The organism is Pseudomonas sp. 22072 (genome assembly GCF_052046095.1).
In the GTDB taxonomy this organism is placed as follows: Bacteria; Pseudomonadota; Gammaproteobacteria; order Pseudomonadales; family Pseudomonadaceae; genus Aquipseudomonas; species Aquipseudomonas paracarnis.
This window is the reverse complement of the sequence record NZ_JBQEQE010000031.1, coordinates 1-20,757: the sequence shown is the minus strand read 5'-3', so window position 1 is coordinate 20,757 and position 20,757 is coordinate 1. Positions and strand designations below refer to the sequence as shown.

General features: G+C 61.4%; 21 protein-coding genes. 8 read left to right on the top strand and 13 right to left on the bottom strand.

Annotated features, from left to right (window positions below):
• Positions 1 to 9: 9 nt before the first annotated feature.
• From gcvH to arcD (ACTJLA_RS23550), 7 genes are all read right to left on the bottom strand, one after another.
• Positions 10 to 393 (bottom strand): glycine cleavage system protein GcvH, encoded by a 384-nt coding sequence (gene gcvH, locus ACTJLA_RS23580; RefSeq protein ID WP_014719698.1) that lies wholly within the window; start codon positions 391 to 393, stop codon positions 10 to 12.
• A gap of 402 nt (positions 394 to 795) precedes the next feature.
• Positions 796 to 2,304 (bottom strand): sigma-54-dependent transcriptional regulator, encoded by a 1,509-nt coding sequence (locus ACTJLA_RS23575; RefSeq protein ID WP_003193823.1) that lies wholly within the window; start codon positions 2,302 to 2,304, stop codon positions 796 to 798.
• A 146-nt stretch (positions 2,305 to 2,450) separates the two neighbouring features.
• The gene (locus ACTJLA_RS23570; protein WP_057710468.1) at positions 2,451 to 2,813 is read right to left on the bottom strand and encodes a DUF5064 family protein; all 363 of its coding nucleotides are present in this window, start codon (positions 2,811 to 2,813) and stop codon (positions 2,451 to 2,453) included.
• An 18-nt stretch (positions 2,814 to 2,831) separates the two neighbouring features.
• Positions 2,832 to 3,761: a carbamate kinase gene (gene arcC, locus ACTJLA_RS23565; protein WP_186527757.1), complete on the bottom strand. Its 930-nt coding sequence runs from the start codon at positions 3,759 to 3,761 to the stop codon at positions 2,832 to 2,834.
• Positions 3,762 to 3,897: 136 nt separating this feature from the next.
• Positions 3,898 to 4,908, bottom strand: a complete 1,011-nt coding sequence (locus ACTJLA_RS23560; protein ID WP_014719695.1) for an ornithine carbamoyltransferase — start codon at positions 4,906 to 4,908, stop codon at positions 3,898 to 3,900.
• Between the two features lie 12 nt (positions 4,909 to 4,920).
• Positions 4,921 to 6,177 (bottom strand): arginine deiminase, encoded by a 1,257-nt coding sequence (arcA, locus tag ACTJLA_RS23555; protein WP_014719694.1) that lies wholly within the window; start codon positions 6,175 to 6,177, stop codon positions 4,921 to 4,923.
• 24 nt (positions 6,178 to 6,201) lie between these two features.
• The gene (arcD, locus tag ACTJLA_RS23550) at positions 6,202 to 7,629 is read right to left on the bottom strand and encodes an arginine-ornithine antiporter (RefSeq protein ID WP_014719693.1); all 1,428 of its coding nucleotides are present in this window, start codon (positions 7,627 to 7,629) and stop codon (positions 6,202 to 6,204) included.
• A 397-nt stretch (positions 7,630 to 8,026) separates the two neighbouring features.
• Here arcD (ACTJLA_RS23550) and arcD (ACTJLA_RS23545) point away from each other — a divergent pair, with 397 nt between their 5' ends.
• Both arcD (ACTJLA_RS23545) and ACTJLA_RS23540 read left to right on the top strand, forming a co-directional pair.
• Positions 8,027 to 9,454 carry an arginine-ornithine antiporter gene (gene arcD / locus ACTJLA_RS23545; RefSeq protein WP_054898398.1) on the top strand — a complete coding sequence of 476 codons (1,428 nt, stop codon included), beginning with the start codon at positions 8,027 to 8,029 and terminating at the stop codon, positions 9,452 to 9,454.
• Positions 9,451 to 10,302 carry a DNA-3-methyladenine glycosylase family protein gene (locus ACTJLA_RS23540; protein ID WP_200583308.1) on the top strand — a complete coding sequence of 284 codons (852 nt, stop codon included), beginning with the start codon at positions 9,451 to 9,453 and terminating at the stop codon, positions 10,300 to 10,302. The genes arcD (ACTJLA_RS23545) and ACTJLA_RS23540 overlap by 4 nt, the downstream gene beginning before the upstream one ends.
• Before the next feature lie 104 nt (positions 10,303 to 10,406).
• Here the strand turns inward: ACTJLA_RS23540 and ACTJLA_RS23535 are convergent, their stop codons facing one another.
• The 6 genes from ACTJLA_RS23535 to ACTJLA_RS23510 form a co-directional block, all read right to left on the bottom strand.
• Positions 10,407 to 11,756: a CoA transferase gene (locus ACTJLA_RS23535; protein WP_034128546.1), complete on the bottom strand. Its 1,350-nt coding sequence runs from the start codon at positions 11,754 to 11,756 to the stop codon at positions 10,407 to 10,409.
• A gap of 37 nt (positions 11,757 to 11,793) precedes the next feature.
• Positions 11,794 to 13,140: a sensor histidine kinase gene (locus ACTJLA_RS23530; RefSeq protein WP_440842241.1), complete on the bottom strand. Its 1,347-nt coding sequence runs from the start codon at positions 13,138 to 13,140 to the stop codon at positions 11,794 to 11,796.
• Positions 13,141 to 13,204: 64 nt separating this feature from the next.
• Positions 13,205 to 13,663 carry an LTXXQ domain protein gene (locus ACTJLA_RS23525; protein WP_440842239.1) on the bottom strand — a complete coding sequence of 153 codons (459 nt, stop codon included), beginning with the start codon at positions 13,661 to 13,663 and terminating at the stop codon, positions 13,205 to 13,207.
• A 249-nt stretch (positions 13,664 to 13,912) separates the two neighbouring features.
• Positions 13,913 to 14,590, bottom strand: coding sequence for a response regulator transcription factor (locus ACTJLA_RS23520; RefSeq protein ID WP_003193803.1), 678 nt, complete (start codon positions 14,588 to 14,590; stop codon positions 13,913 to 13,915).
• 100 nt (positions 14,591 to 14,690) lie between these two features.
• A complete protein-coding gene (locus ACTJLA_RS23515) occupies positions 14,691 to 14,990 on the bottom strand; it encodes a YciI family protein (RefSeq protein WP_034128543.1) in 300 nt (99 codons plus the stop codon).
• 1 nt (position 14,991) lies between these two features.
• Complete coding sequence (locus ACTJLA_RS23510) at positions 14,992 to 15,579, bottom strand: septation protein A (RefSeq protein WP_054898401.1); 588 nt, start codon at positions 15,577 to 15,579, stop codon at positions 14,992 to 14,994.
• 87 nt (positions 15,580 to 15,666) lie between these two features.
• On the opposite strand from ACTJLA_RS23510, the gene ACTJLA_RS23505 reads away from it, so the two are divergent.
• The 6 genes from ACTJLA_RS23505 (at position 15,667) to rluB (ending at position 20,595) form a co-directional block, all read left to right on the top strand.
• Positions 15,667 to 16,530, top strand: a complete 864-nt coding sequence (locus ACTJLA_RS23505) for a PHP domain-containing protein (protein WP_003193798.1) — start codon at positions 15,667 to 15,669, stop codon at positions 16,528 to 16,530.
• A 13-nt stretch (positions 16,531 to 16,543) separates the two neighbouring features.
• Positions 16,544 to 17,173: an L-threonylcarbamoyladenylate synthase gene (locus tag ACTJLA_RS23500; RefSeq protein ID WP_003193796.1), complete on the top strand. Its 630-nt coding sequence runs from the start codon at positions 16,544 to 16,546 to the stop codon at positions 17,171 to 17,173.
• A gap of 120 nt (positions 17,174 to 17,293) precedes the next feature.
• The gene (locus tag ACTJLA_RS23495; RefSeq protein ID WP_164365898.1) at positions 17,294 to 17,992 is read left to right on the top strand and encodes a segregation and condensation protein A; all 699 of its coding nucleotides are present in this window, start codon (positions 17,294 to 17,296) and stop codon (positions 17,990 to 17,992) included.
• A gap of 12 nt (positions 17,993 to 18,004) precedes the next feature.
• The gene (gene scpB, locus ACTJLA_RS23490; RefSeq protein ID WP_003193794.1) at positions 18,005 to 18,925 is read left to right on the top strand and encodes an SMC-Scp complex subunit ScpB; all 921 of its coding nucleotides are present in this window, start codon (positions 18,005 to 18,007) and stop codon (positions 18,923 to 18,925) included.
• A 126-nt stretch (positions 18,926 to 19,051) separates the two neighbouring features.
• A complete protein-coding gene (locus tag ACTJLA_RS23485) occupies positions 19,052 to 19,243 on the top strand; it encodes a DUF1289 domain-containing protein (protein WP_034128540.1) in 192 nt (63 codons plus the stop codon).
• Positions 19,244 to 19,386: 143 nt separating this feature from the next.
• Positions 19,387 to 20,595, top strand: coding sequence for a 23S rRNA pseudouridine(2605) synthase RluB (rluB, locus tag ACTJLA_RS23480; protein ID WP_440842236.1), 1,209 nt, complete (start codon positions 19,387 to 19,389; stop codon positions 20,593 to 20,595).
• Positions 20,596 to 20,757 lie beyond the last annotated feature (162 nt).

Here is a 20,757-nt window from a genome sequence, read left to right as displayed (position 1 = left end):
GCGCGCTCCTCAGGCTTCAGCGTTGGCTTTGATCAGGCGGTCGTACGCATCCTGATCCAACAGCTTAGCCACTGCATCGGCATCGGCGGGTTTAAAGCGGAAGAACCAGCCTTCGCCCATCGGGTCTTCGTTGACCAGTTCCGGGCTGCCATCGAGCTTATCGTTGACTTCGAGGACTTCACCGTCCAACGGCATGTACACACCACTGGCGGCCTTGACCGACTCCACGGTGGAGGCTTCGGCGCCCTTGGTATAAGCCTGCAACTCCGGCAGTTGCACGAAAACCACGTCACCCAGCGCGTTCTGCGCAAAAGCGGTGATACCCACGGTGACGCTGCCATCGGCTTCGGCGCGCAGCCATTCGTGATCTTCAGTGAAACGCAACTCGCTCATGGAAACTCCTCAGGGCCAGAATCGTCTGGTGGACGGGATTGGAATAATGGGGAGTTGCTTAGCAATATCGCGGCCAACGTTATTAAGTCTTTATAGATCAAAGAGTTAATAAATTCAGCCATAGGCTTAATCGAATGTGCTGTAGCGTTTTCGCTACAGTCGAGTGCGTGAAAAAAAGCCTATGTGGATCAAAGCCTTGCATGGCACGCAAAAAACAGGGCTGTAGCGATATCGTTACGCTGTAGCGCTTTCAGTACACGGAATGTCGTTCTCAGACCAAATCTGTAATGCGGTTTCTGTGGGGGCTTGCCTGCGATAGCGGTCTACCCGTCACTAAGGAGTTGGATGACCCGACGCTATCGCAGGCAAGCCAGCTCCCACAGTTGAACCGCGTTTATTCCGTCAGGGTTTGTTGGGAATGCCGTATTTGCGCAGGCGATGGGCGATAGCCGTGTGGGAGGTTTGTAGCCGGCTGGCCAGTTGGCGGGTCGAGGGGTAGCGGCTGTAGAGGCTTTCCAGCAGGCTGCGCTCGAAATCTTCCACGGCCTGTTCCAGGCTGTCGACTTCACCATCGCTCTGGCGCGCCACGGAGGTGCCGGCGATGTCCAGGTCACCGATGTCCACCAGGCTGCTTTCGCAGATGGCGGCAGCGCGGAAGATCACGTTTTGCAACTGCCGCACGTTGCCCGGCCAGTGGTTGCCCAGCAGGGCTGGATAGGTACCCGGCGCCAGGCGGCAGACCGGGCGCTGGATCTGCGCGCAGGCTTGCTGCATGAAGTAGCGCGCCAGCAGCAGGATGTCCTGGCCGCGTTCACGCAAGGGCGGCACGGCGACGTTGAGCACGTTAAGGCGGTAAAACAGATCTTCGCGAAAGGTGCCTTCGCTGACCATCTTTTCCAGGTCGCGGTGGGTGGCGCTGAGGATGCGCACATTGACCTTCACTTCGCGGTCGCCACCCACGCGGCGAAAGCTGCCGTCATTGAGAAAACGCAGCAGCTTGGCTTGCAGGTACGGCGACATCTCACCGATCTCATCGAGGAACACCGTGCCCTGGTTGGCCAGCTCCATCAGCCCCGGTTTGCCACCGCGTTGCGCGCCGGTAAAGGCGCCAGGGGCATAGCCGAACAATTCACTTTCGGCGAGATTTTCCGGCAGTGCCGCGCAGTTCAATGCCAGAAACGGCGCACTGTGGCGCGCACTGATGGCGTGGCAGGCGCGGGCCACCAGCTCTTTGCCGGTACCGGTTTCGCCCTGGATCAGCAGCGGTGCATCCAGTGCCGCCACCCGTTGCGCCCGCGCCTTGAGCGTGCGGATCGCCGGGGACTCGCCCAGCAGCGCATCAAACCCTTCGGCATGGTCATGGTGCAGCGCCGACAGTTGTTCGCCGATGCGGTTGGGCTGGTAGAGGGTGAGCAGGGCGCCGGCGTCGGTGATCGGCGTGGCGCCCAGCAGCAAGGTCTGGCCGTTGACGCTGATCTCGCGCAACGGCAATCGAAAGCCCTGGTCCAGCAAGGTTTCCAGCAATGCCGGATCATCGAACAGCTCGGCGATGCTTTCGCCGGCCGGTTCACGCCCGTACAAGGCGATCAGCGCCGGATTGGCCAGCAGGATCTTGCCTGCACTGTCCAGGGCCAGCACCGGGTCGGTCATGGCCGCCAGCAGGGCATCGAGTTGCAGGTGGCGACGCTGGCCCGGAAGGATGTCGACGACCTTTACCGCTTGCACGCCGTGCACGCTGAACAACGCGTCGCGCAGTTCTTCGAGCACTTCGGCGCTGAGGGTCGGCGCATCGATATAGACATTGGGCGGCACCATCTCCACCGCATCCAGATTGAGATTGCGCCCACCGAGCAAGGCCAGGACTTCCTGGGTGATGCCGACGCGGTCGATGAAGCTGACGTGGATACGCATGGGGCGGATCTTGATTCTGGAGTGCTGAGGGTGGCCAGTATGCCTTGGAGCCGGTGGAGATCAAAATGTGGGAGCTGGCTTGCCTGCGATGGCGGTGGGTCAGTTNTCGCAGGCAAGCCAGCTCCCACATTCGATTGGGGGGCAGGTTATTCCAGGTGTTCGGGTTTGACCGGGTCGCCGGATTTCATATCCAACTGGTGGCGCACATCCTCAAACATCAGGTCGTAATGCTTGTGCTGTGAACCGACGCTGCTATGGGTCTTGGGAATGCCGTATTTTTCGACAATCTTGGTCACATTGCTGGCGAAGTTATAGGCCTGGTCCTTGGGCAGGAAAAAGGTTTCCTTCATGTCCTTGCCCTGGATGCTGCCATGCAGGGTGAACTGCATGCCTTTGCCTTCGCGGTCATCCGTGACGACTTCGTAGTCCAGGCACAGGTCGTAGCTGACATCGTCCTTGTTCAGCGCGTGTCGCTCGATATGCAAGTGGCCGGGTTCAAAGATAGCCATAGGCGTTTCTCCTCAACTTCACAGGTAGGTGATGCCAGGTTTTGCCGTGCTGATGCGCGTGCCGGCGCTGCCCTGGACGATGGCTTCTATGTCCGAGAGTGAACCGATCACCGCGGTTTTGCCAGTCTGACGGGCGAACTCGCAGGCGGCTTGTACCTTGGGGCCCATGGAGCCGGCGGCGAAGCCGAGTTTTTCCATCTCGTCGGGGTGGGCCTGGCCGATGGCCTTCTGGGTGGGCTTGCCGAAGTCGATAAAGGCGGCGTTGACGTCGGTGGCGATCACCAGCAAATCGGCCTCCAGTTGCGTGGCCAGCAAGGAGGAACACAAGTCTTTGTCGATCACCGCTTCAATGCCGCGCAGCTTGCCGTCTTCGCCATACATGGTTGGGATGCCGCCACCACCGGCGCAGATCACGATGGCTTTTTTCTCCAGCAGCCACTTGATCGGGCGAATTTCAAAGATGCGTTTGGGACGCGGGCTGGCGACCACGCGGCGGTATTTGTCGCCATCGGGCGCGATGGCCCAACCTTTTTCGGCGGCGAGCTTCTCGGCTTCGGCTTTGGCGTACACAGGGCCGATAGGCTTGGTGGGGTTCTGGAAGGCCGGGTCCTTGGCGTCGACTTCGACCTGGGTGAGCAGGGTGGCGAATGGCACTTCGAAGTCCAGCAGGTTGCCCAGTTCCTGTTCGATGATGTAGCCGATCATGCCCTCGGTCTCGGCGCCCAGCACGTCCAGTGGGTAAGGCGAGACGCTGGTGTAGGCCGCCGCCTGCAATGACAGCAGGCCGACTTGCGGGCCATTGCCGTGGGCGATCACCAACTCGTTGCCGGGGTGGATCTTGGCGATCTGTTCGGTGGCGATGCGGATATTGGCGCGTTGGTTGTCTGCGGTCATGGGTTCACCACGACGCAGGAGGGCGTTGCCGCCCAGGGCTACGACGATGCGCATACAGAATGTCCTTCTAAAATGATCGTTCCCACGCTCTGCGTGGGAATGCCCCACCGGACGCTCTGCGTCCGCTCTTGTGGCGCAGAGCGCCACTGGCTGCATTCCCACGCGGAGCGTGGGAACGATCAGAGTGGTGTTAGATATCCGCCAACGCCGACACCAGAATCGCCTTGATGGTATGCATGCGGTTTTCCGCCTGCTCGAAGGCAATATTGGCCGGCGACTCGAACACCTCTTCGGTCACTTCCACGCCATTGGCCAGGTGCGGATAGCGCGCCGCGATGTCCTTGCCGACCTTGGTTTCACTGTTGTGGAACGCCGGCAGGCAATGCATGAATTTCACCCGAGGGTTGCCCGAGGCTTTCATCATCTTGGCGTTGACCTGGTACGGCAGCAGTTGCTCGATGCGCTCGTCCCACGCTTCCACCGGTTCGCCCATGGACACCCAGATATCGGTGTGGATGAAGTCCACGCCCTTCACGGCTTCTTTCGGGTCTTCGGTGATGGTGATGCGTGCGCCGCTTTCCTCAGCAAAGGCCTGGCATTGCTTGATGAAATCTTCATGGGGCCACAGCGCTTTCGGCGCGCCGATGCGCACGTCCATGCCGAGCTTGGCGCCGATCATCAGCAGCGAGTTGCCCATGTTGTAGCGGGCGTCCCCGAGGTACGCGTAGCTGATGTCATGCAGCGGCTTGTCGCTGTGTTCGCGCATGGTCAAGGTGTCGGCGATCATCTGGGTCGGGTGGAATTCAGCGGTGAGGCCGTTGAACACCGGCACACCGGCGAACTTGGCCAGCTCTTCGACGATTTCCTGCTCAAAACCACGGTACTCGATGGCATCGAACATCCGGCCCAACACGCGGGCGGTGTCTTTCATGCTTTCTTTGTGGCCGATCTGCGACGACACCGGGTCGATATAGGTGACGTGGGCGCCTTGGTCATGGGCCGCGACTTCGAAGGCACAGCGAGTGCGGGTCGAGGTTTTTTCGAAGATCAGCGCGATGTTCTTGCCCTGCAAGTGCGGGCGCTCGGTGCCGGTGTATTTGGCGCGTTTGAGGTCGCGGGACAGGTCCAGCAGGTAATGCAGCTCGCGGGTAGTGTGGTGCATCAGCGACAGCAGGCTGCGGTTGCGCATATTGAAAGCCATGATGGAATCTCCTTAATAGTCGATAGGGTCGCGGATGATCGGGCAGGTCATGCAGTGGCCGCCGCCACGGCCACGGCCGAGTTCACCGGCGCTGATGGTGATCACTTCCACACCGGCCTTGCGCAGCAGGGTGTTGGTGTAGGTGTTGCGGTCGTAGCCAATCACCACGCCCGGTTCCACGGCCACCACGTTGTTGCCGTCATCCCATTGCTCGCGTTCGGCGGCGAAGCTGTTGCCGCCGGTCTCGACGACACGTAGCGCCTTGAGGTTGAGCGCTGCGGCCACGGTTTCGAGGAAGTTGGTTTTCTCGCGCTGGATGTCGATGCCGTGGGGCTTGCTCTCGTCAGGGCGCAGGGTGAACGGCACGATCTGGTTGACCACTTCGGGGAAGACGGTGACCAGGTCGCGGTCGCAGAAGCTGAACACGGTGTCCAGGTGCATCGCGGCGCGGGATTTGGGCAGGCCGGCAACGATGACGCGTTCCACGGCTTTGTTCTGGAACAGGTTGCGCGCCAGTTGGCCGATGGCCTGGTGGGAGGAGCGCTCACCCATGCCGATCAACACCACGCCATTTCCAATCGGCATCACGTCGCCGCCTTCCAGCGTCGCGGCGCCATGTTCCTGGTCGGGGTCGCCGTACCAGATCTGGAAGTCCGCGTTGGTGAACTCAGGGTGGAATTTATAGATGGCGCTGGTCAGCAGGGTTTCCTGGCGTCGCGCCGGCCAGTACATAGGGTTGAGCGTCACGCCGCCGTAGATCCAGCAGGTGGTGTCGCGGGTGAACTGGGTATTGGGCAGCGGCGGCAGGATGAAACTGGCGTGGCCGAGAAAATCGCGGAACATCTCGATGGTCTTGCCACCGAAGCTGCTCGGCAGGTCGTCGGCCGATACGCCGCCAATCAGGTATTCGCTGATTTTGCGCGGCTCCAGGCTGCGCAGCCACGAGCCGACTTCATCGACCAGGCCCAGGCCTACCGTGTTGGCGGTGATCTTGCGCTCCAGGATCCAGTCCAGCGCTTCGGGGTTGGCGACGATGTCGGTGAGCAGGTTGTGCATTTCCAGCACATCAATATCCCGCTCGCGCATCTTGGTCACGAAGTCGAAGTGGTCGCGCTTGGCCTGGGCCACCCACAGCACGTCATCGAACAGCAGCTCGTCGCAGTTGTTGGGGGTCAGCCGCTGGTGGGCCAAACCTGGGGAGCACACCATGACTTTGCGCAGTTTGCCGGCTTCGGAATGTACGCCGTACTTCACTTTTTCCGTGGTCATTACAGATCCTCCAGTGAACAACAATTACAGGGTCAGGAAGCCGTCGTAGAGCCCATAGGCCGCCACCAGGGCGCCAATGACCACTGCGGCGAAAATCAGCTTCTCGACGGGGGTGAAAATCGGTTTGCCCAGTTCACGCTTGGCCTTGGCGAACAGGATCGCGCCGGGGGCGTAGAGCAGGGCGGAGAGCAGCAGGTATTTGGTGCCGCCGGCATACAGCAGCCAGATCGCATAGATCAGGGCGATGGCGCCGATAAACAGGTCTTTCCTGCGCTCTTTGAGGGCGTTCTCGTAGGTCTCGCCGCGCACCGCCAGCAGCAGGGCGTAGGCCGCCGACCACAGGTAAGGCACCAGGATCATCGAGGTGGCGAGGTAGATCAGTGACAGGTAGGTGCTGGCGGAAAACAGCGTGATCACCAGGAATATCTGCACCATTGCGTTGGTCAGCCACAGTGCGTTGACGGGCACATGGTTGGCGTTTTCCTTGCGCAGGAACTCCGGCATGGTGTGGTCCTTGGCGGCGGCGAACATGATCTCCGCACACAGCAGCACCCAGGACAGCAGCGCGCCGAGCAGGGAGATGATCAAGCCCACGCTAATCAGCACCGCGCCCCAGTGGCCCACCACATGCTCCAGCACGGCGGCCATCGACGGGTTTTGCAGCTTGGCCAGTTCCGGCTGGGTCATGATCCCCAGGGACAGCACGTTCACCAGCATCAGGAACAGCAGCACAGTGATAAAGCCGATCACGGTGGCCTTGCCCACGTCACTGCGTTTCTCGGCACGGGACGAGAAGATGCTCGCGCCTTCGATGCCGATAAACACCCACACGGTGACCAGCATCATGTTGCGCACCTGGTTCATCACACTGCCCAGGTCCGGGTTTTTCACGCCCCAGATGTCGGCGGTGAAGATGTCCAGCTTGAACGCGAACAGCGCGATGAGCACGAACAGCAGCAGCGGCACCACCTTGGCGACGGTGGTCACCAGGTTGATGAACGCGGCTTCCTTGATCCCGCGCAGCACCAGGAAATGCACGGCCCACAACAGCACTGACGCAGCGATCACCGCCGTCGGGGTATTGCCCTCGCCAAAGACCGGGAAGAAATAGCCCAAGGTGCTGAACAGCAACACGAAGTAGCCGACGTTGCCCAGCCAGGCGCTGATCCAGTAACCCCAGGCAGATGAAAAACCCATGTAGTCGCCGAAACCGGCCTTGGCGTAGGCGTATACCCCGCCGTCGAGGTCAGGCTTGCGGTTGGCGAGGGTCTGGAACACGAAGGCGAGGGTCAGCATGCCGATGGCGGTAATTACCCAGCCGATCAACACTGCACCGACATCGGCGCTGGCGGCCATGTTTTGTGGCAATGAAAAGATACCACCGCCAATCATCGAGCCGACGACAAGTGCGACCAGGGCGCCTAGTCGAAGTTTTCCGGGAGTTTCAGACATTGCATGACTCCAATGCAGGAGAAGAGAGACCACAGAATAATTCCGTGCGCTAATCAAACAGCTGACTCAGATCACTTCATTGGCACATTCCATTGTGAATTAACGACTTAGGGTGAGGTTTTTGCGGGCGAACAAGTCCCGCAAAGGCGCTTGATAGAGCGCTCTTTGCTTTGCGGTTAATCATTTGGTCGAGGGCATGGGTGTTGACGCTAGTTCGTATTTGCGAATGTGCAAATTTTTTGTACGTTGTTTGACTATCGCTTCATAATTGACGTATTTAAATTCTAAATAAGCCTAAACTTCCTACCTTTACATATCCTTATGTTATGACAACGTCATTAATCTGAATTACTTATGTGCGCAGTTGTCGCCCAACCGTTTATTTCGAGGAAGCTGCATGACCCAACCCGCCCAGAAACTCCGGCTCAGTGCCCTGATCGCCCTGGTGGTGGGCTCGATGATTGGCGGCGGCATCTTTTCATTGCCGCAGAACATGGCCGCCCGTGCCGAAGTGGGCGCCATATTGATCGGCTGGGCGATCACCGCCATCGGCATGTTGACCCTGGCCTTTGTGTTCCAGACGTTGGCGAACCGTAAGCCCGAACTGGACTCCGGGGTGTATGCCTACGCCAAGGCGGGTTTTGGCGACTACATGGGCTTTTCATCCGCCTGGGGTTACTGGATCAGTGCGTGGATGGGCAATGTCGGTTATTTCGTCTTGCTATTCAGCACCCTTGGCTACTTTTTTCCGGCATTCGGCCAGGGCAATACACCGCTCGCCATCGGCTGCGCGTCGCTGTTGCTGTGGGCCGTGCATTTTCTGGTGATGCGCGGGATCAAAGAGGCAGCGTTCATCAACCAGGTGACGACGGTGGCGAAGATCGTGCCGCTGCTGATGTTTATCGTGATCGCCGGCGTTGCGTTCAAGGCGGATATTTTTACTCGCGATATCTGGGGCCTGGGCAATCCGCAAATGGGCAGCGTGGTCGAGCAGGTGCGCCATATGATGTTGGTCACGGTGTTCGTATTTATCGGGATCGAAGGCGCCAGTGTGTACTCGGCGCGGGCGCAGAAACGCTCGGACGTGGGGCGCGCCACGGTGATTGGTTTCGTGGGCGTGCTGGCCCTGTTGGTGCTGGTGAATGTGCTGTCCCTGGGCATCATGAGCCAACCGGAGCTGGCGCAATTGCAGAACCCGTCCCTGGCCGGTGTGTTGGAGCATATCGTCGGGCCTTGGGGCGCGGTATTGATCAGTATCGGCCTGGCGGTTTCGCTGCTCGGCGCGTTGCTCTCCTGGGCGCTGCTGTGCGCGGAAATCCTCTATGCCACCGCCCAGGACAAGACCATGCCGGCGTTCCTGAAGAAGGAAAACGCCAATCAGGTGCCGGTCAATGCCTTATGGCTGACCAACGTGATGATCCAGGCATTCCTGGTGATCACGCTGTTTTCCGCCAGCACCTACACCACCCTGATCTACCTGGCGTCCTCGATGATCCTGGTGCCTTACTTGTGGTCGGCGGCCTATGCGGTGCTGTTGAGCGCGCGCGGCGAAACCTATGCAGGCTGGCAGCGCCGGCGCATGAAAGATCTGCTGGTGGGGCTGGTTGCCCTCGGCTACGCGATTTGGCTGCTGTATGCGGGGGGCTTGAAGTATTTGCTGCTGTCGGCGTTGCTGTACGCACCGGGTGTGATCCTGTTTGCCCTGGCCAAGCGCGAGCAGGGCCAACCCTTGTTTACCACCGTGGAAAAAGGCATTTTCAGCGGCGTGATCGCGGGCGCCGGGTTAGCCGCGTATGGGCTGTATAGCGGGGTATTGTCACTGTGAGACTGGCGTATCAACCGCCCTACGACTGGGCGGCGATGCTGGGGTTCCTATCGGCGCGGGCGATTACCGGGTTGGAAGCCGTGGACGCCGGGGTGTATCGGCGCAGTATCAGTGTGGCGGGCCGACATGGCTGGGTCAGCCTCGAACCGGGCGTGGGGGATTGGCTGGAGGTGACGGTCGACTTTCCCGAGCCTGCAGCGATGCCTGAGATCGAGCGGCGCTTGCGCAGGATGTTTGATCTGGATGCGGTGCCTGAGGTGATCAACGCGCAATTGTCGCAAGACCCCCTGATGGCGCAACTGGTTGCGGCCCACCCTGGCCTACGGTTGCCAGGCACCTGGGACGGGTTGGAACTGGCGATTCGTGCAGTGCTGGGCCAGCAGATCACCGTGGTGGCGGCGATTCGCCTGGCGGGCAAGTTGGTGGCGCAGTATGGCCAGACCCTGCAAACCCCGCACGCCGGTATTACCCACCTGTTTCCGACACCTGAAGTGTTGGCTGCGGCGGACCTGACTACCCTGGGCATGCCAAAGGCGCGGGGCCGTACGTTGTCTGGTGTGGCCCAGGCGCTGTTGGATGACCCACAGCTTTTCGAACCCAAGGCTAGCCTCCAGGACGGCGTTGCAAGGCTAGTGGCATTGCCGGGGATTGGAGAGTGGACCGCGCAGTACATCGCCATGCGCCAGTTGCGCGAGGCGGATGCGTTTGCGTCGGGGGATATCGGGCTGATCAATGCTTTGGCGGCTTTGGAAGGTGGGCCGGTATCGGCGCGGCAGTTATTGGCGCGTGCCGAGGCGTGGCGGCCGTTGAGGGCGTATGCGGCGCAGCATTTGTGGACAACCCTGTAGGAGCGAGCTTGCTCGCGAAAAACCTGAGAACGCCGCTGTGTATCAGGTTTCCCGCGTTATCGTTGGCGACCTTCGCGAGCAAGCTCGCTCCTACAGGGTATTAGTCACCATTGCGGCCGGTGCGAGCCCAGTTCCACCGCCGGCAAATCCCACTGCAACGGCGTGCCACTGATGCTCAGCGGCGCCAGTAGCCGGTGGGCCTGGCCCCAGGCTGTCTGCTCCACCACCAGGCCTTGGTCATTGATGTCTTCTTCGCGCAATGCCGCTTGCTGTGGCACTTGCCCGGCCTCCACCAGCAACTTCGCCGTACGCGCCAACGACAAGCGCGCCGAACCGCCGCGTCCGGAGTCCAGGCGCTCGGCCAAAGCCCGGATCGCACTGGCGGCCATCAAATAGCCGGTGGCGTGATCCAGCGCCTGCACCGGCAGCGGCAGCGGTTTATCCGTCTGTTTCCAGGCCATGCCGGCCTCGGCAATCCCGCTGCTCATCTGCACCAGGCTGTCAAAGCCACGACGATTACGCCATGGGCCGCTCCAGCCGTAGGCGTTGAGGCTGACGTCGATCAGTCCGGGGGCGATGTGCTGACGTTCGCCAAGGGTATAACCGAGTTGCTCCAGGGCATCGGCGCGGTAACCGTGGAACAGGATGTCGGCGTCCTTGAGCAACGCTTCGAACACTTGCCGGTCGTCGTGGCTCGTTAGATCCAGGCGGGCGCAGCGTTTACCCAGGGTCATTTCCGGGACGACGCCAGGTTCGTTCCAGGTGGGCGAGTCGATGCGCAGTACGCTGGCACCCAAGCCGGCGAGGAAACGACTGGCCACCGGGCCGGCCAGCACCCGGGTCAAATCCAGCACCTTGATGCCGGCCAGTGGGCGCGCTGCGGAACCGAGCCAGGGTTTGTCGGTGCCGGGTTCGAAGACCTGACGCTGGATCAACGCTTCGGCGTTTACCGCCAAGCCTTGGGGATGCTGCTGCCAGGCTTGCCAGCTACGCATCTGCGCCGCACAACCGCCCGCATCGACAACCGCCTGTTCCAGTTCGGCGGCTTTCCAGGTCGCGACTCTACTCGCCATGGCTGCGCGATCAGCGGCAGGCCCCAATACCCGCTCGGCCGCTGCGCGGTGATGGGGCGCGTTGGTGTGCAGACGGATCCAGCCATCCACGCTGGCGTAATCACCCGCTACCGGGTCCCACAAAGGCGGCACTTGCCACCCCACGGGGCGAATCGACGAGGAGAACCACAACGAGGCCAGGCGCCGATCCACGCTGACGCTGGGCAGGCGCCCGGTTTGTTGCTCAATCAACTGGGCGACGGCCTGGCCCGCGGCGCCGATGCTGGCGGCCGCCAGGTCTGTCACGGCGAAGGTCGAGGGCAAGGCGCCGGCCTGGGTCTGGGGCAGTGGGGCGTGCGGTAAAGCGAGTGCGGCTTGGATGGGAGTCAGCAGGTCTGTCATCAAAGGCCCTCCGTAAGAGAAGGGCCACTATAGAAGATCATCCCACCGGTGTGGCAACCCCAGGGATCAAGGGCAGTTCGATGCTGGCGATAAAGCCGCCATCGGGATGGTTGGCCAGGATCAGGTTACCGCCATGGCGCTCGGCGGCGCGACGGGCGATGGCCAGGCCCAGGCCATGGCCTTGGGCGGTCTGGCCTGGCGCCCGGTAGAACGGCTCGCCCAATTGGCTCAGGTGCTCGGCTTCAACGCCGGGGCCGTGGTCGCGTACGCTGATCAGAATGCGCCCGCCTTGATGCTGGGCCTGCAATTCAATCGGTTCGCCCACCGGGTTGAAGCGCTGGGCATTGCGCAGCAGGTTGTCCACGGCGCGTTCGATCATGGTCGGCCAGCCTTTAAGCTGCAAGTCATTGGCAGTCGTCAGTTGCACCACTTGCTCGGGGGCACTGAGTTGGGCGTCCTTTTGCAGCGTTTTAAGCAACGGGGTGAGGTCGATGTCTTCGGCGCTGGCGTTGTCGGCGTCGACCCGCGCCAATACCAGGATCTCGCTGATCAAGGCCTCCAGTCGATCGCATTCGCGGGTCAGGCGCGGCCAGAGTTTTTCCCGTTCTTCGGGGCTGGCGCGTTCGGCCAGGGCCAGGGCGATACGCAAGCGCGCCAACGGCGAGCGCAGTTCGTGGGACACGTCGCGCAGCAACTGGCGCTGGCTGCCGATCAGGCTTTGCAGGCGTGCGCCCATGCGGTTGAAGTCGTTGGCCAGCACGCCGAATTCATCGCGCCTGTTGGCCAGTTGCGCCAGGCTGTTCTGTTGATAAGTGGTTTGCCCCAGATCATGCACCGCGCCGCGCAAACGGCTGAGTGGGCGGGTGATGGACAAGGTCACCAGCAGGCTGAACAGGGTCAGCACCACCAGGGTAATCGCCAATGCACTGAGCGGCCACAGCAGGCTGCTGCGGTGCCAGGCGTCCAGCTCCGGGTGAGGAATACGGTAGATCAGCAGGTAGGTATCGCCGGTTTTGGCGCTGGTGTATTCGGCGGTCAGGCGTCGCCACGGCAGGTGGCCGTCCTGGCTGTCGTTCTGGCGGGCTTCGAAGGCGGCGGCGCGGCGCGGGAAGGTACCGCGCACCACTGGCTCGCCGCTTTCGTTAAGCACTTGCACGTCGATGTGGTACTGGCGCTTGCGCTGCTGCAGCAACTCCTGGGCGGCGTCTTCGCCCTGGGTTTCGTAGAGCTGCGTCCACTCTTGGGCCAGGTTGTTGAGGCCAGGGTGGCGGCTGAGAATCCAGGCATCCTGGTTGAGCATGTGCCCAAGCAGGATCGACAAACCGGCAACCAGGGCGATGGCCAGCCAGAAACTCGCCAGGATACGCCAGAACAATGAACGCACAGGAAACCCTCAAACAGGAAAAGCCCAGCGGCGCGAACCACTGGGCTGGGGTGAAGCTAGGCCATTATTGCGCTTTTTGCGCTTGCTGGGCTTTCCAGGCCTGGAACTCTTTCCATTCGGCGCGGCGTTCGGCTTGTTTCTTGACGATTTCGTCGTACTTCTTCTGCTGGTCGGGCTTGAGCACGGCACGGATATCGGTCTGGGTTTTCTGCTTGCCGGCGGCGATTTCGTCCTGCATCGCCTTCTGGTCAGCGGCTGGCAGTTTGTCCAGGTACTTTTTGACCAGGTCTTTGCGGGCGTGCCATTGGTCACCCATCAGCTTGCGGATCTGCTCGCGCTGTTCCTTGCTCAAGTCCAGCTGGCTGAACGGGCCGCCTTTGCCACGCGGACCGTGTTCACCGTGGCCTGGGCCGCCCATCATGTGGTTTTCAGGACCACCCATCGGGCCTGGGCCTTCCGGCATTGCCATGGCAACGGTGGGCAGGGCAGTGGCGAACATCAAAGCGATAAGGGTCTTGCGCATGGTGATTCTCCTGTCTCTATTCCGGTGAGTCCGGATGTGAGTAGGTTACGCAGAGCAAGGTCAGCGGCGGTCAGGGGAGGGTAAAGCTTCGGTAAAGACGGGTTTGATAGGAACTGACAAAACCCTCGAGGCTGATGAGAACGCGGGTGGGAGCTGGTTTGCCTGCGATAGCGGTGTGTCAGTCACCCTCATGCTAACTGGCCCACCACTATCGCAGGCAAGCCAGCTCCCACGGGTTGAGCGTGATGTTTAGAGGCTGTAGTAGTAACCACGACTACGCAGCGCCACGATCCGTGGCCGGCCATCGGGGTGTGGGCCGATCTTTTTACGCAGGTTGCTGACGTGCATATCCAGGCTGCGGTCATACAGGGTCAGCTTGCGGCCCAGGGCGATCTGCGCCAGTTCCTGTTTATCCAGGGGCTCGCCGGGCTGACGCAGCAATGCTTCGAGCAGGCGGCTTTCGGAGACGGTGAGGGCAAACTCCTGTTCATCGATGCTGACCACGCCGCGCACCGGGCTGAAGCACAGGTCGCCCAGTTCCAGCTGGGTCGATACCGCGGCCGGGTGGCTACGGCGTAACACGGCGCGCAGGCGCGCCGTCAGCTCGCGTGGGTCGCAAGGCTTGGCCAGGTAGTCGTCGGCGCCCAGTTCCAGGCCGAGGATGCGGTCCAGGGGTTCGCCCCGGGCCGAGAGCATCAGCACCGGCAGCTCCGGGTGGTCGTTGCGCAATTGCTTGAGCAGCTCCAGGCCGCTGCCGTCGGGCAGCATAACATCCAGTACGACGGCCGCCGGCGCACTGTCGGCCAGGGCTTTTCGGGCACTCAGGCCGTCATGGCAGGCGCGTACCTGGAAACCTTCCTGGCTCAACCAACTGGTCAGCAGCTCACAGAGCTCCTGGTCATCATCTATCAGTAACAGCTCGCTCATGACTCACTCAATTTAGCCATTGTCGGCGGCGAAGGCCCCACCGGTGACGCCGTGAGCCATTAGGAGTGCGCCGAAACGATTAGGTTCGACGCAGCCAGGCTCAAGGCAAGACTTGCTTGAACGGCTTGACCACTACATCGGCGTAGACGCCTGCTGCGACATAAGGGTCAGCCTTGGCCCAGGCCTGGGCGTCGGCCAGGGAGGCGAACTCGGCGACGATCAGGCTTCCGCTGAAACCCGCGTCGCCTGGGTCGTTGCTGTCGACGGCCGGGTGCGGGCCGGCCAGTACCATGCGGCCTTCGGCTTGCAGCTGTTTGAGGCGCTCGACGTGGGCCGGGCGTACGCTCAGGCGTTTTTCCAGGGAGTTGGCAACGTCGGTGGCAATGATGGCGTAGAGCATGTCAGTCCTCGGTTTTCGGTGTGGTGTCATGCAGGTGGCGTGACAGGTAGATGCCCTGGCCGATCAAAAACAATACGGTCATGCCCAGGCTGCCAAACACTTTGAAGTCGACCCAGTAGTCCTGGAAGGTGAAGGCCACGAACAGGTTGGCGGCGCCGCAGAACAGGAAGAACACGATCCAGGCCACGTTCAAGCGCCCCCACACCGGCTCCGGCAAGGTCAGCGCATGGCCCATGATCCGCTTGATCAGCAGGCGGTCACCGATGAAGTGGCTGCCGATAAACACCAGGGCGAACAGCCAGTTGACCACCGGGGCTTTCCATTTAAGGAAGGTTTCGCTGTGGAAGGCCAGGGTCAGGCCGCCGAACACCAGGCAGGCGACGAGGGTGAGCCATTGGCTTTTTTCCAGCTTGCGCTGCGAGATGAAGATGGCGCCGTACACTACGATAGAGCTGATGATCAGTACGGCAGTGGCACTGTAGATGCCCCCGAACGACAGCTCGTGGCCGGCGATTTCGATGACCCTGGGGTCGAGTTTGGTAACGATGAAAAACAGCAACAGCGGGATGAAGTCGATGAATTGTTTCACAGTAAGAGCCAGAAGCTGGATGTGTCGGCATAATAACAAACATCCTTGGTTGCGATAGCGCCAGCTGACTTGAGGTTACACACCCCCGTGAATGTTGATTTGCACTGCCACAGCACGGCCTCCGACGGCGCCCTGGCGCCCGCGGTACTGGTTGCGCGTGCGTTTGAAAAAGGCGTGCGAGTTTTGGCATTGACCGACCATGACACCCTTGAAGGCCTCGACGAAGCCCGCCAGGCCGCGCACTCCCTGGGTATGCAGCTGGTCAACGGCGTGGAATTGTCCTGCACCTGGGGCGGCGCCACCATCCACGTGCTGGGCTACGGTTTTGATCAAAAGGCCCCGCCCTTGGTGGCGGCGATTGCCCAATTGCACGATGGCCGCTGGCTGCGGTCCGAAGAAATAAGCCGCAAGCTCAGCCTTAAAGGCATGCCAGGTGCCCTCGACGGTGCCCGTGCTATCCAGCAGGAATTGGGCGACAGCGGCAACGCACCGGCCCGTCCGCACTTTGCCGACTGGATGGTGCGTGAAGGCTATGTGAAGGATCGCGCCGAGGCCTTTCGCAAATGGCTGGGCGCCGGCAAGTTGGGCGATGTGAAGCTGCACTGGCCAACCCTGGAAGACACCGTCCAGACCCTGCGGGCCTCCGGGGCCTGGGTGAGCCTGGCGCATCCCTGGCATTACGATTTCACCCGCAGCAAGCGCCGCAAGCTGATCAGCGACTATATTGGAGCGGGTGGCCACGCCATCGAGGTTGTCAACGGGCATCAACCCGCCGAACAGGTCGGCAGCCTGGCGATCCTCGCCCGCGAATTTGGTCTGCTGGTCAGTGCCGGCAGTGATTTTCATGGCCCAGGCGGCTGGTCCGAGATTGGCGAATATCGCCAGGTCCCGGAAGATCTGCCGCTGTTGTGGGGGCGATTCAAGCATGACCCCATTATTGCCACCGTCTGAACAGGTAGAGCACGTGAGCCAATTCTTCCAGATTCATCCGGAAAACCCTCAGGCGCGCCTGATCAAACAGGCCGTGGAAATCATCCGTGCCGGCGGCGTGGTGATCTATCCGACTGATTCGTCCTACGCCATTGGCTGCCAGATCGGCGACAAGGGCGCGGTGGAGCGAGTAAGACGCCTGCGCCAGCTGGACGACAAGCACAACTTTGCGCTGATCTGCAGCGACTTGTCCCAGCTCGGGCTGTTCGCCAAGGTCGACACCGGCACCTTCCGCCTGCTCAAGGCCCACACGCCGGGGCCCTACACCTTCATCCTCAACGCCACCCGCGAAGTGCCGCGCCTGTTGCTGCACCCGAAGAAGCGCACCATTGGCCTGCGCGTGCCGGAACACCCGATTGCCCTGGCGCTGCTGGCCGAATTGGGCGAACCGCTGATGAGCGTGTCGTTGATCCTGCCCGGCGAAACCGAGCCGTTGTACGACCCTTACGAAATGCGCCGTTTGCTGGAAAAGCACGTCGACCTGATCATCGACGGCGGCTACGGTGGCAACAAGGCCTCCACGGTGATCAACCTGGCCGATGGCGAACCAGAAGTGGTGCGTGTGGGTTGTGGCGATCCGGCTCCGTTCATGGTCGAGGCCTGAATGTCAGCCGTGGAAGCCGCTGATCCCCAGGCTGGCGCCCAGCAGGAACTGCCGTTTGCCATGGTGTATGGCCAGGCGGTCATGGAAATGCCCCTGGACCTGTACATCCCGCCGGACGCCCTGGAGGTGTTCCTTGAAGCCTTCGAAGGCCCGCTGGACTTGCTGCTGTACCTGATCCGCAAGCAGAACATCAACATCCTCGACATTCCGGTGGCAGAAATCACCCGCCAGTACATGGGCTATGTCGAGCTGATGCAGTCGGTGCGCCTGGAACTGGCCGCCGAGTACCTGGTGATGGCGGCCATGCTCGCCGAGATCAAGTCGCGCATGCTGTTGCCGCGCTCGGAGACGGTGGAAGCCGAAGAGGATGACCCGCGCGCCGAGCTGATCCGCCGCCTGCAGGAGTACGAACGCTTCAAGGCCGCCGCCGAAGGCATCGACGGCCTGAGCCGTGTGGGCCGTGATGTGGTGGTGCCCAAGCTCGACGCTCCCGAGGCGCGCGCGCGCAAGTTGCTGCCGGACGTGAGTCTGGAAGAATTGCTGATGTCCATGGCCGAAGTACTGCGCCGTGGCGATATGTTCGAGAGCCACCAGGTCAGCCGTGAAGCGCTGTCCACCCGCGAGCGCATGAGCGATGTGCTGGAACGTCTCAAGGGAGGTGGGTTTGTGCCCTTTGTCGAGTTGTTTACTGCCGAAGAGGGCCGACTGGGCGTGGTGGTGACCTTTATGGCGATCCTTGAGCTGGTGAAGGAGTCCTTGGTCGAGCTGGTGCAGAATGAGCCTTTTGCGGCTATCCACGTGCGGGCGCGAGCCGAATAACGAGCTGAATCGATGAATCTGACTGAACCCCGCGAACTGGCCCCTTTGCTGGAGGCCTTTCTCCTGGCCTCGGGCAAACCGCAATCTCTGGAGCGCCTGTTCGAACTCTTTGAAGAGGCCGAACGCCCGGAGCCGCCGGTCTTCAAGAAGGCCTTGGAGATCCTGCGCAAATCCTGCGAGGGCCGTGCCTTTGAACTGCGTGAAGTGGCGTCGGGTTACCGCCTGCAGATCCGTGAGAAGTTTTCACCGTGGGTCGGGCGTTTGTGGGAAGAACGCCCGCAGCGCTACTCCCGGGCGATGCTGGAGACCATGGCGCTGATCGCCTATCGCCAGCCCATCACCCGAGGCGAGATCGAAGATGTGCGTGGTGTGGCGGTCAACAGCCATATCGTCAAGACCCTGCTGGAACGTGAGTGGATCCGCATTGTTGGCTACCGCGATGTGCCGGGCAAACCAGCCATGTTCGCCACCACCAAGGTGTTCCTCGATCATTTCAACCTGAAAAACCTCGACGACCTGCCACCCCTGGCCGAGCTGCGCGAAATGGAGGCCGAGCCGGTGCTCGACTTCGACGACGCGCCGGTGCCGCAAAGCCTGCAGGAACTGGCCGACGCCAGCGCCGAGCCGGAGGAGCCCAAGGACGAAACCAGTTTCCATACGTTGTTGCTGGAGCTGGACGACATGGAGCAGGGGATCAAGACAGACTTCGACGATTTGCTGCGTGATGGTGCGGCGGAGCCAGAAACCCAGGTGAACGTTGAATCCGAGCCTGAGGTCGAAGCCGAAGACGATGTGCTTGGCGTGGCCCAAGCCCGGGAAAAGCTCCTGGCCGCCGTCGCCGCCCTCGAACAGCCGCCCCTGAGTGACGAAGAAGACGAAGCCCGGGCGCTGGCCGAGGCCATCGAGAACGAGCGCCGCCAGCTCGAAGACTGACCGGCTCTGACTTTCACTGCGCAACCCATGTGTGAGCTGGCTTGCCTGCGATGCAGACGCCTCGGTCTCCCAGATGCAAGGAGGTGATGCCATCGCAGGCAAGCCAGCTCCCACAGAGGATCGACCATGAGTGCCATGAAAGACCCGTGCATCAGCATCTGCAAATTCAACGATGACATCTGCGTCGGCTGTGGCCGCAGCAAGCGTGAAATCCGTGCCTGGAAGAAACTCGATAAAGCCGACAAGCGCACGGTGCTGGCCGAAGCCGAGCTGCGATTGCTGGCCCTGGGGGCCACCGGTCGGCGGAAAAGCAAATGAGCTGGGCGTTATCGACTAGTCTGTGATGCGCAACACGCGCCATGCGCGTATGATTCGCGACCCCTTGCCGACCTATTCGGCCAAGGCCCCGCTTTCAATACCCTCAGGCCACGCCTGAATCGACCCACCGGGAGGTGCTTACGATGAATGACCAAGACCAGAAAGACCAGGAAATCGGCCCAGCAGGCGAAAAGCTGCAAAAAGTGCTGGCGCGTATCGGCGTGGGCTCGCGCCGCGACGTCGAAGCCTGGATCACCCAGAAGCGCATCAAGGTCAACGGCGTCGAGGCAGCCCTCGGCCAGCGCGTCGACCTGCACGATGCAATCACCATTGATGGCAAGGTCATCAAGCGTGAAGAGGCCGCCGAATCGGTGCGCCGCGTGATCATGTACAACAAGCCCGACGGCGAGATCTGCACCCGTGACGACCCGGAAGGCCGTCCGACCGTGTTCGACAAGATGCCCAAGCCTAAAGAAGGCCGCTGGATCAACATCGGTCGCCTGGACATCAACACCACCGGCTTGCTGATGTTCACCACTGACGGTGAGTTGGCCAACCGCCTGATGCACCCGTCCTACGAGATGGACCGTGAATACGCCGTGCGTGTACGTGGTGAAGTCGATGACGAGATGATCGAACGCCTCAAGGCGGGCGTGGTGCTCGAAGACGGCCCGGCCAAGTTCACCGACATCAAGCAGGCGCCGGGTGGCGAAGGTTTCAACCACTGGTACCACTGCGTGGTGATGGAAGGCCGTAACCGTGAAGTGCGTCGCCTGTGGGAGTCCCAGGGCCTGGTGGTCAGCCGCCTCAAGCGCGTGCGTTTTGGTCCGGTGTTCCTGAACTCCGACCTGCCGATGGGCCGCTGGCGCGAAATGAGCCAGTACGAAGTCGATATCCTCAGCGCCGAAGTGGGCCTGACGCCGGTTGCCATGCCGCAGATGAACGCCAAGAGCAAAGACAAGCTTGAGCGTATGCAGCGCAAATCGTCGCGCCCAGTACCACGTACCGAACGTGTTGCTCGCACCCTGCGCCCTGCGCTGGATGCACCGGCCACCGGCGGTCGTATCTCGCGTCAGCCGCACATTGAAGGTGAACGCCGCCCCACCACACCATCGCGTCAAGAAGGTGAGCGTGCGCCACGTACGCCGCGTCCTGCTCCGGCGGGTGGTCGCAGCAACCGTGGTGAAGCGGATCGCCCGGCCGACAACGCCAGCACCAAGCGTCCAGCCAAGCCAGCGGCGAACAAGCGCCCTGGCCCGAAACTGGTCGCGGACGAGCCTTCGGGCAAGCGCCGTGGCGCACCGGCCGGTTCCGGTCAGCGTCCTGGTTTTGGCCGCAAGAAGCCGCAGTGATGCGCTAAGTGCTGCGCGAAAACGCCAACCCTAGGGTTGGCGTTTTTTTTGCGATCTACATTCGGAATGCAATCAACTGTGGCAGCTGGCTTGCCTGTGATAGCGGTGGGCAAGCCCTAATGCCAGTCAGTTAAGACAGAATCGGCAACTGTGGCGAGGGAG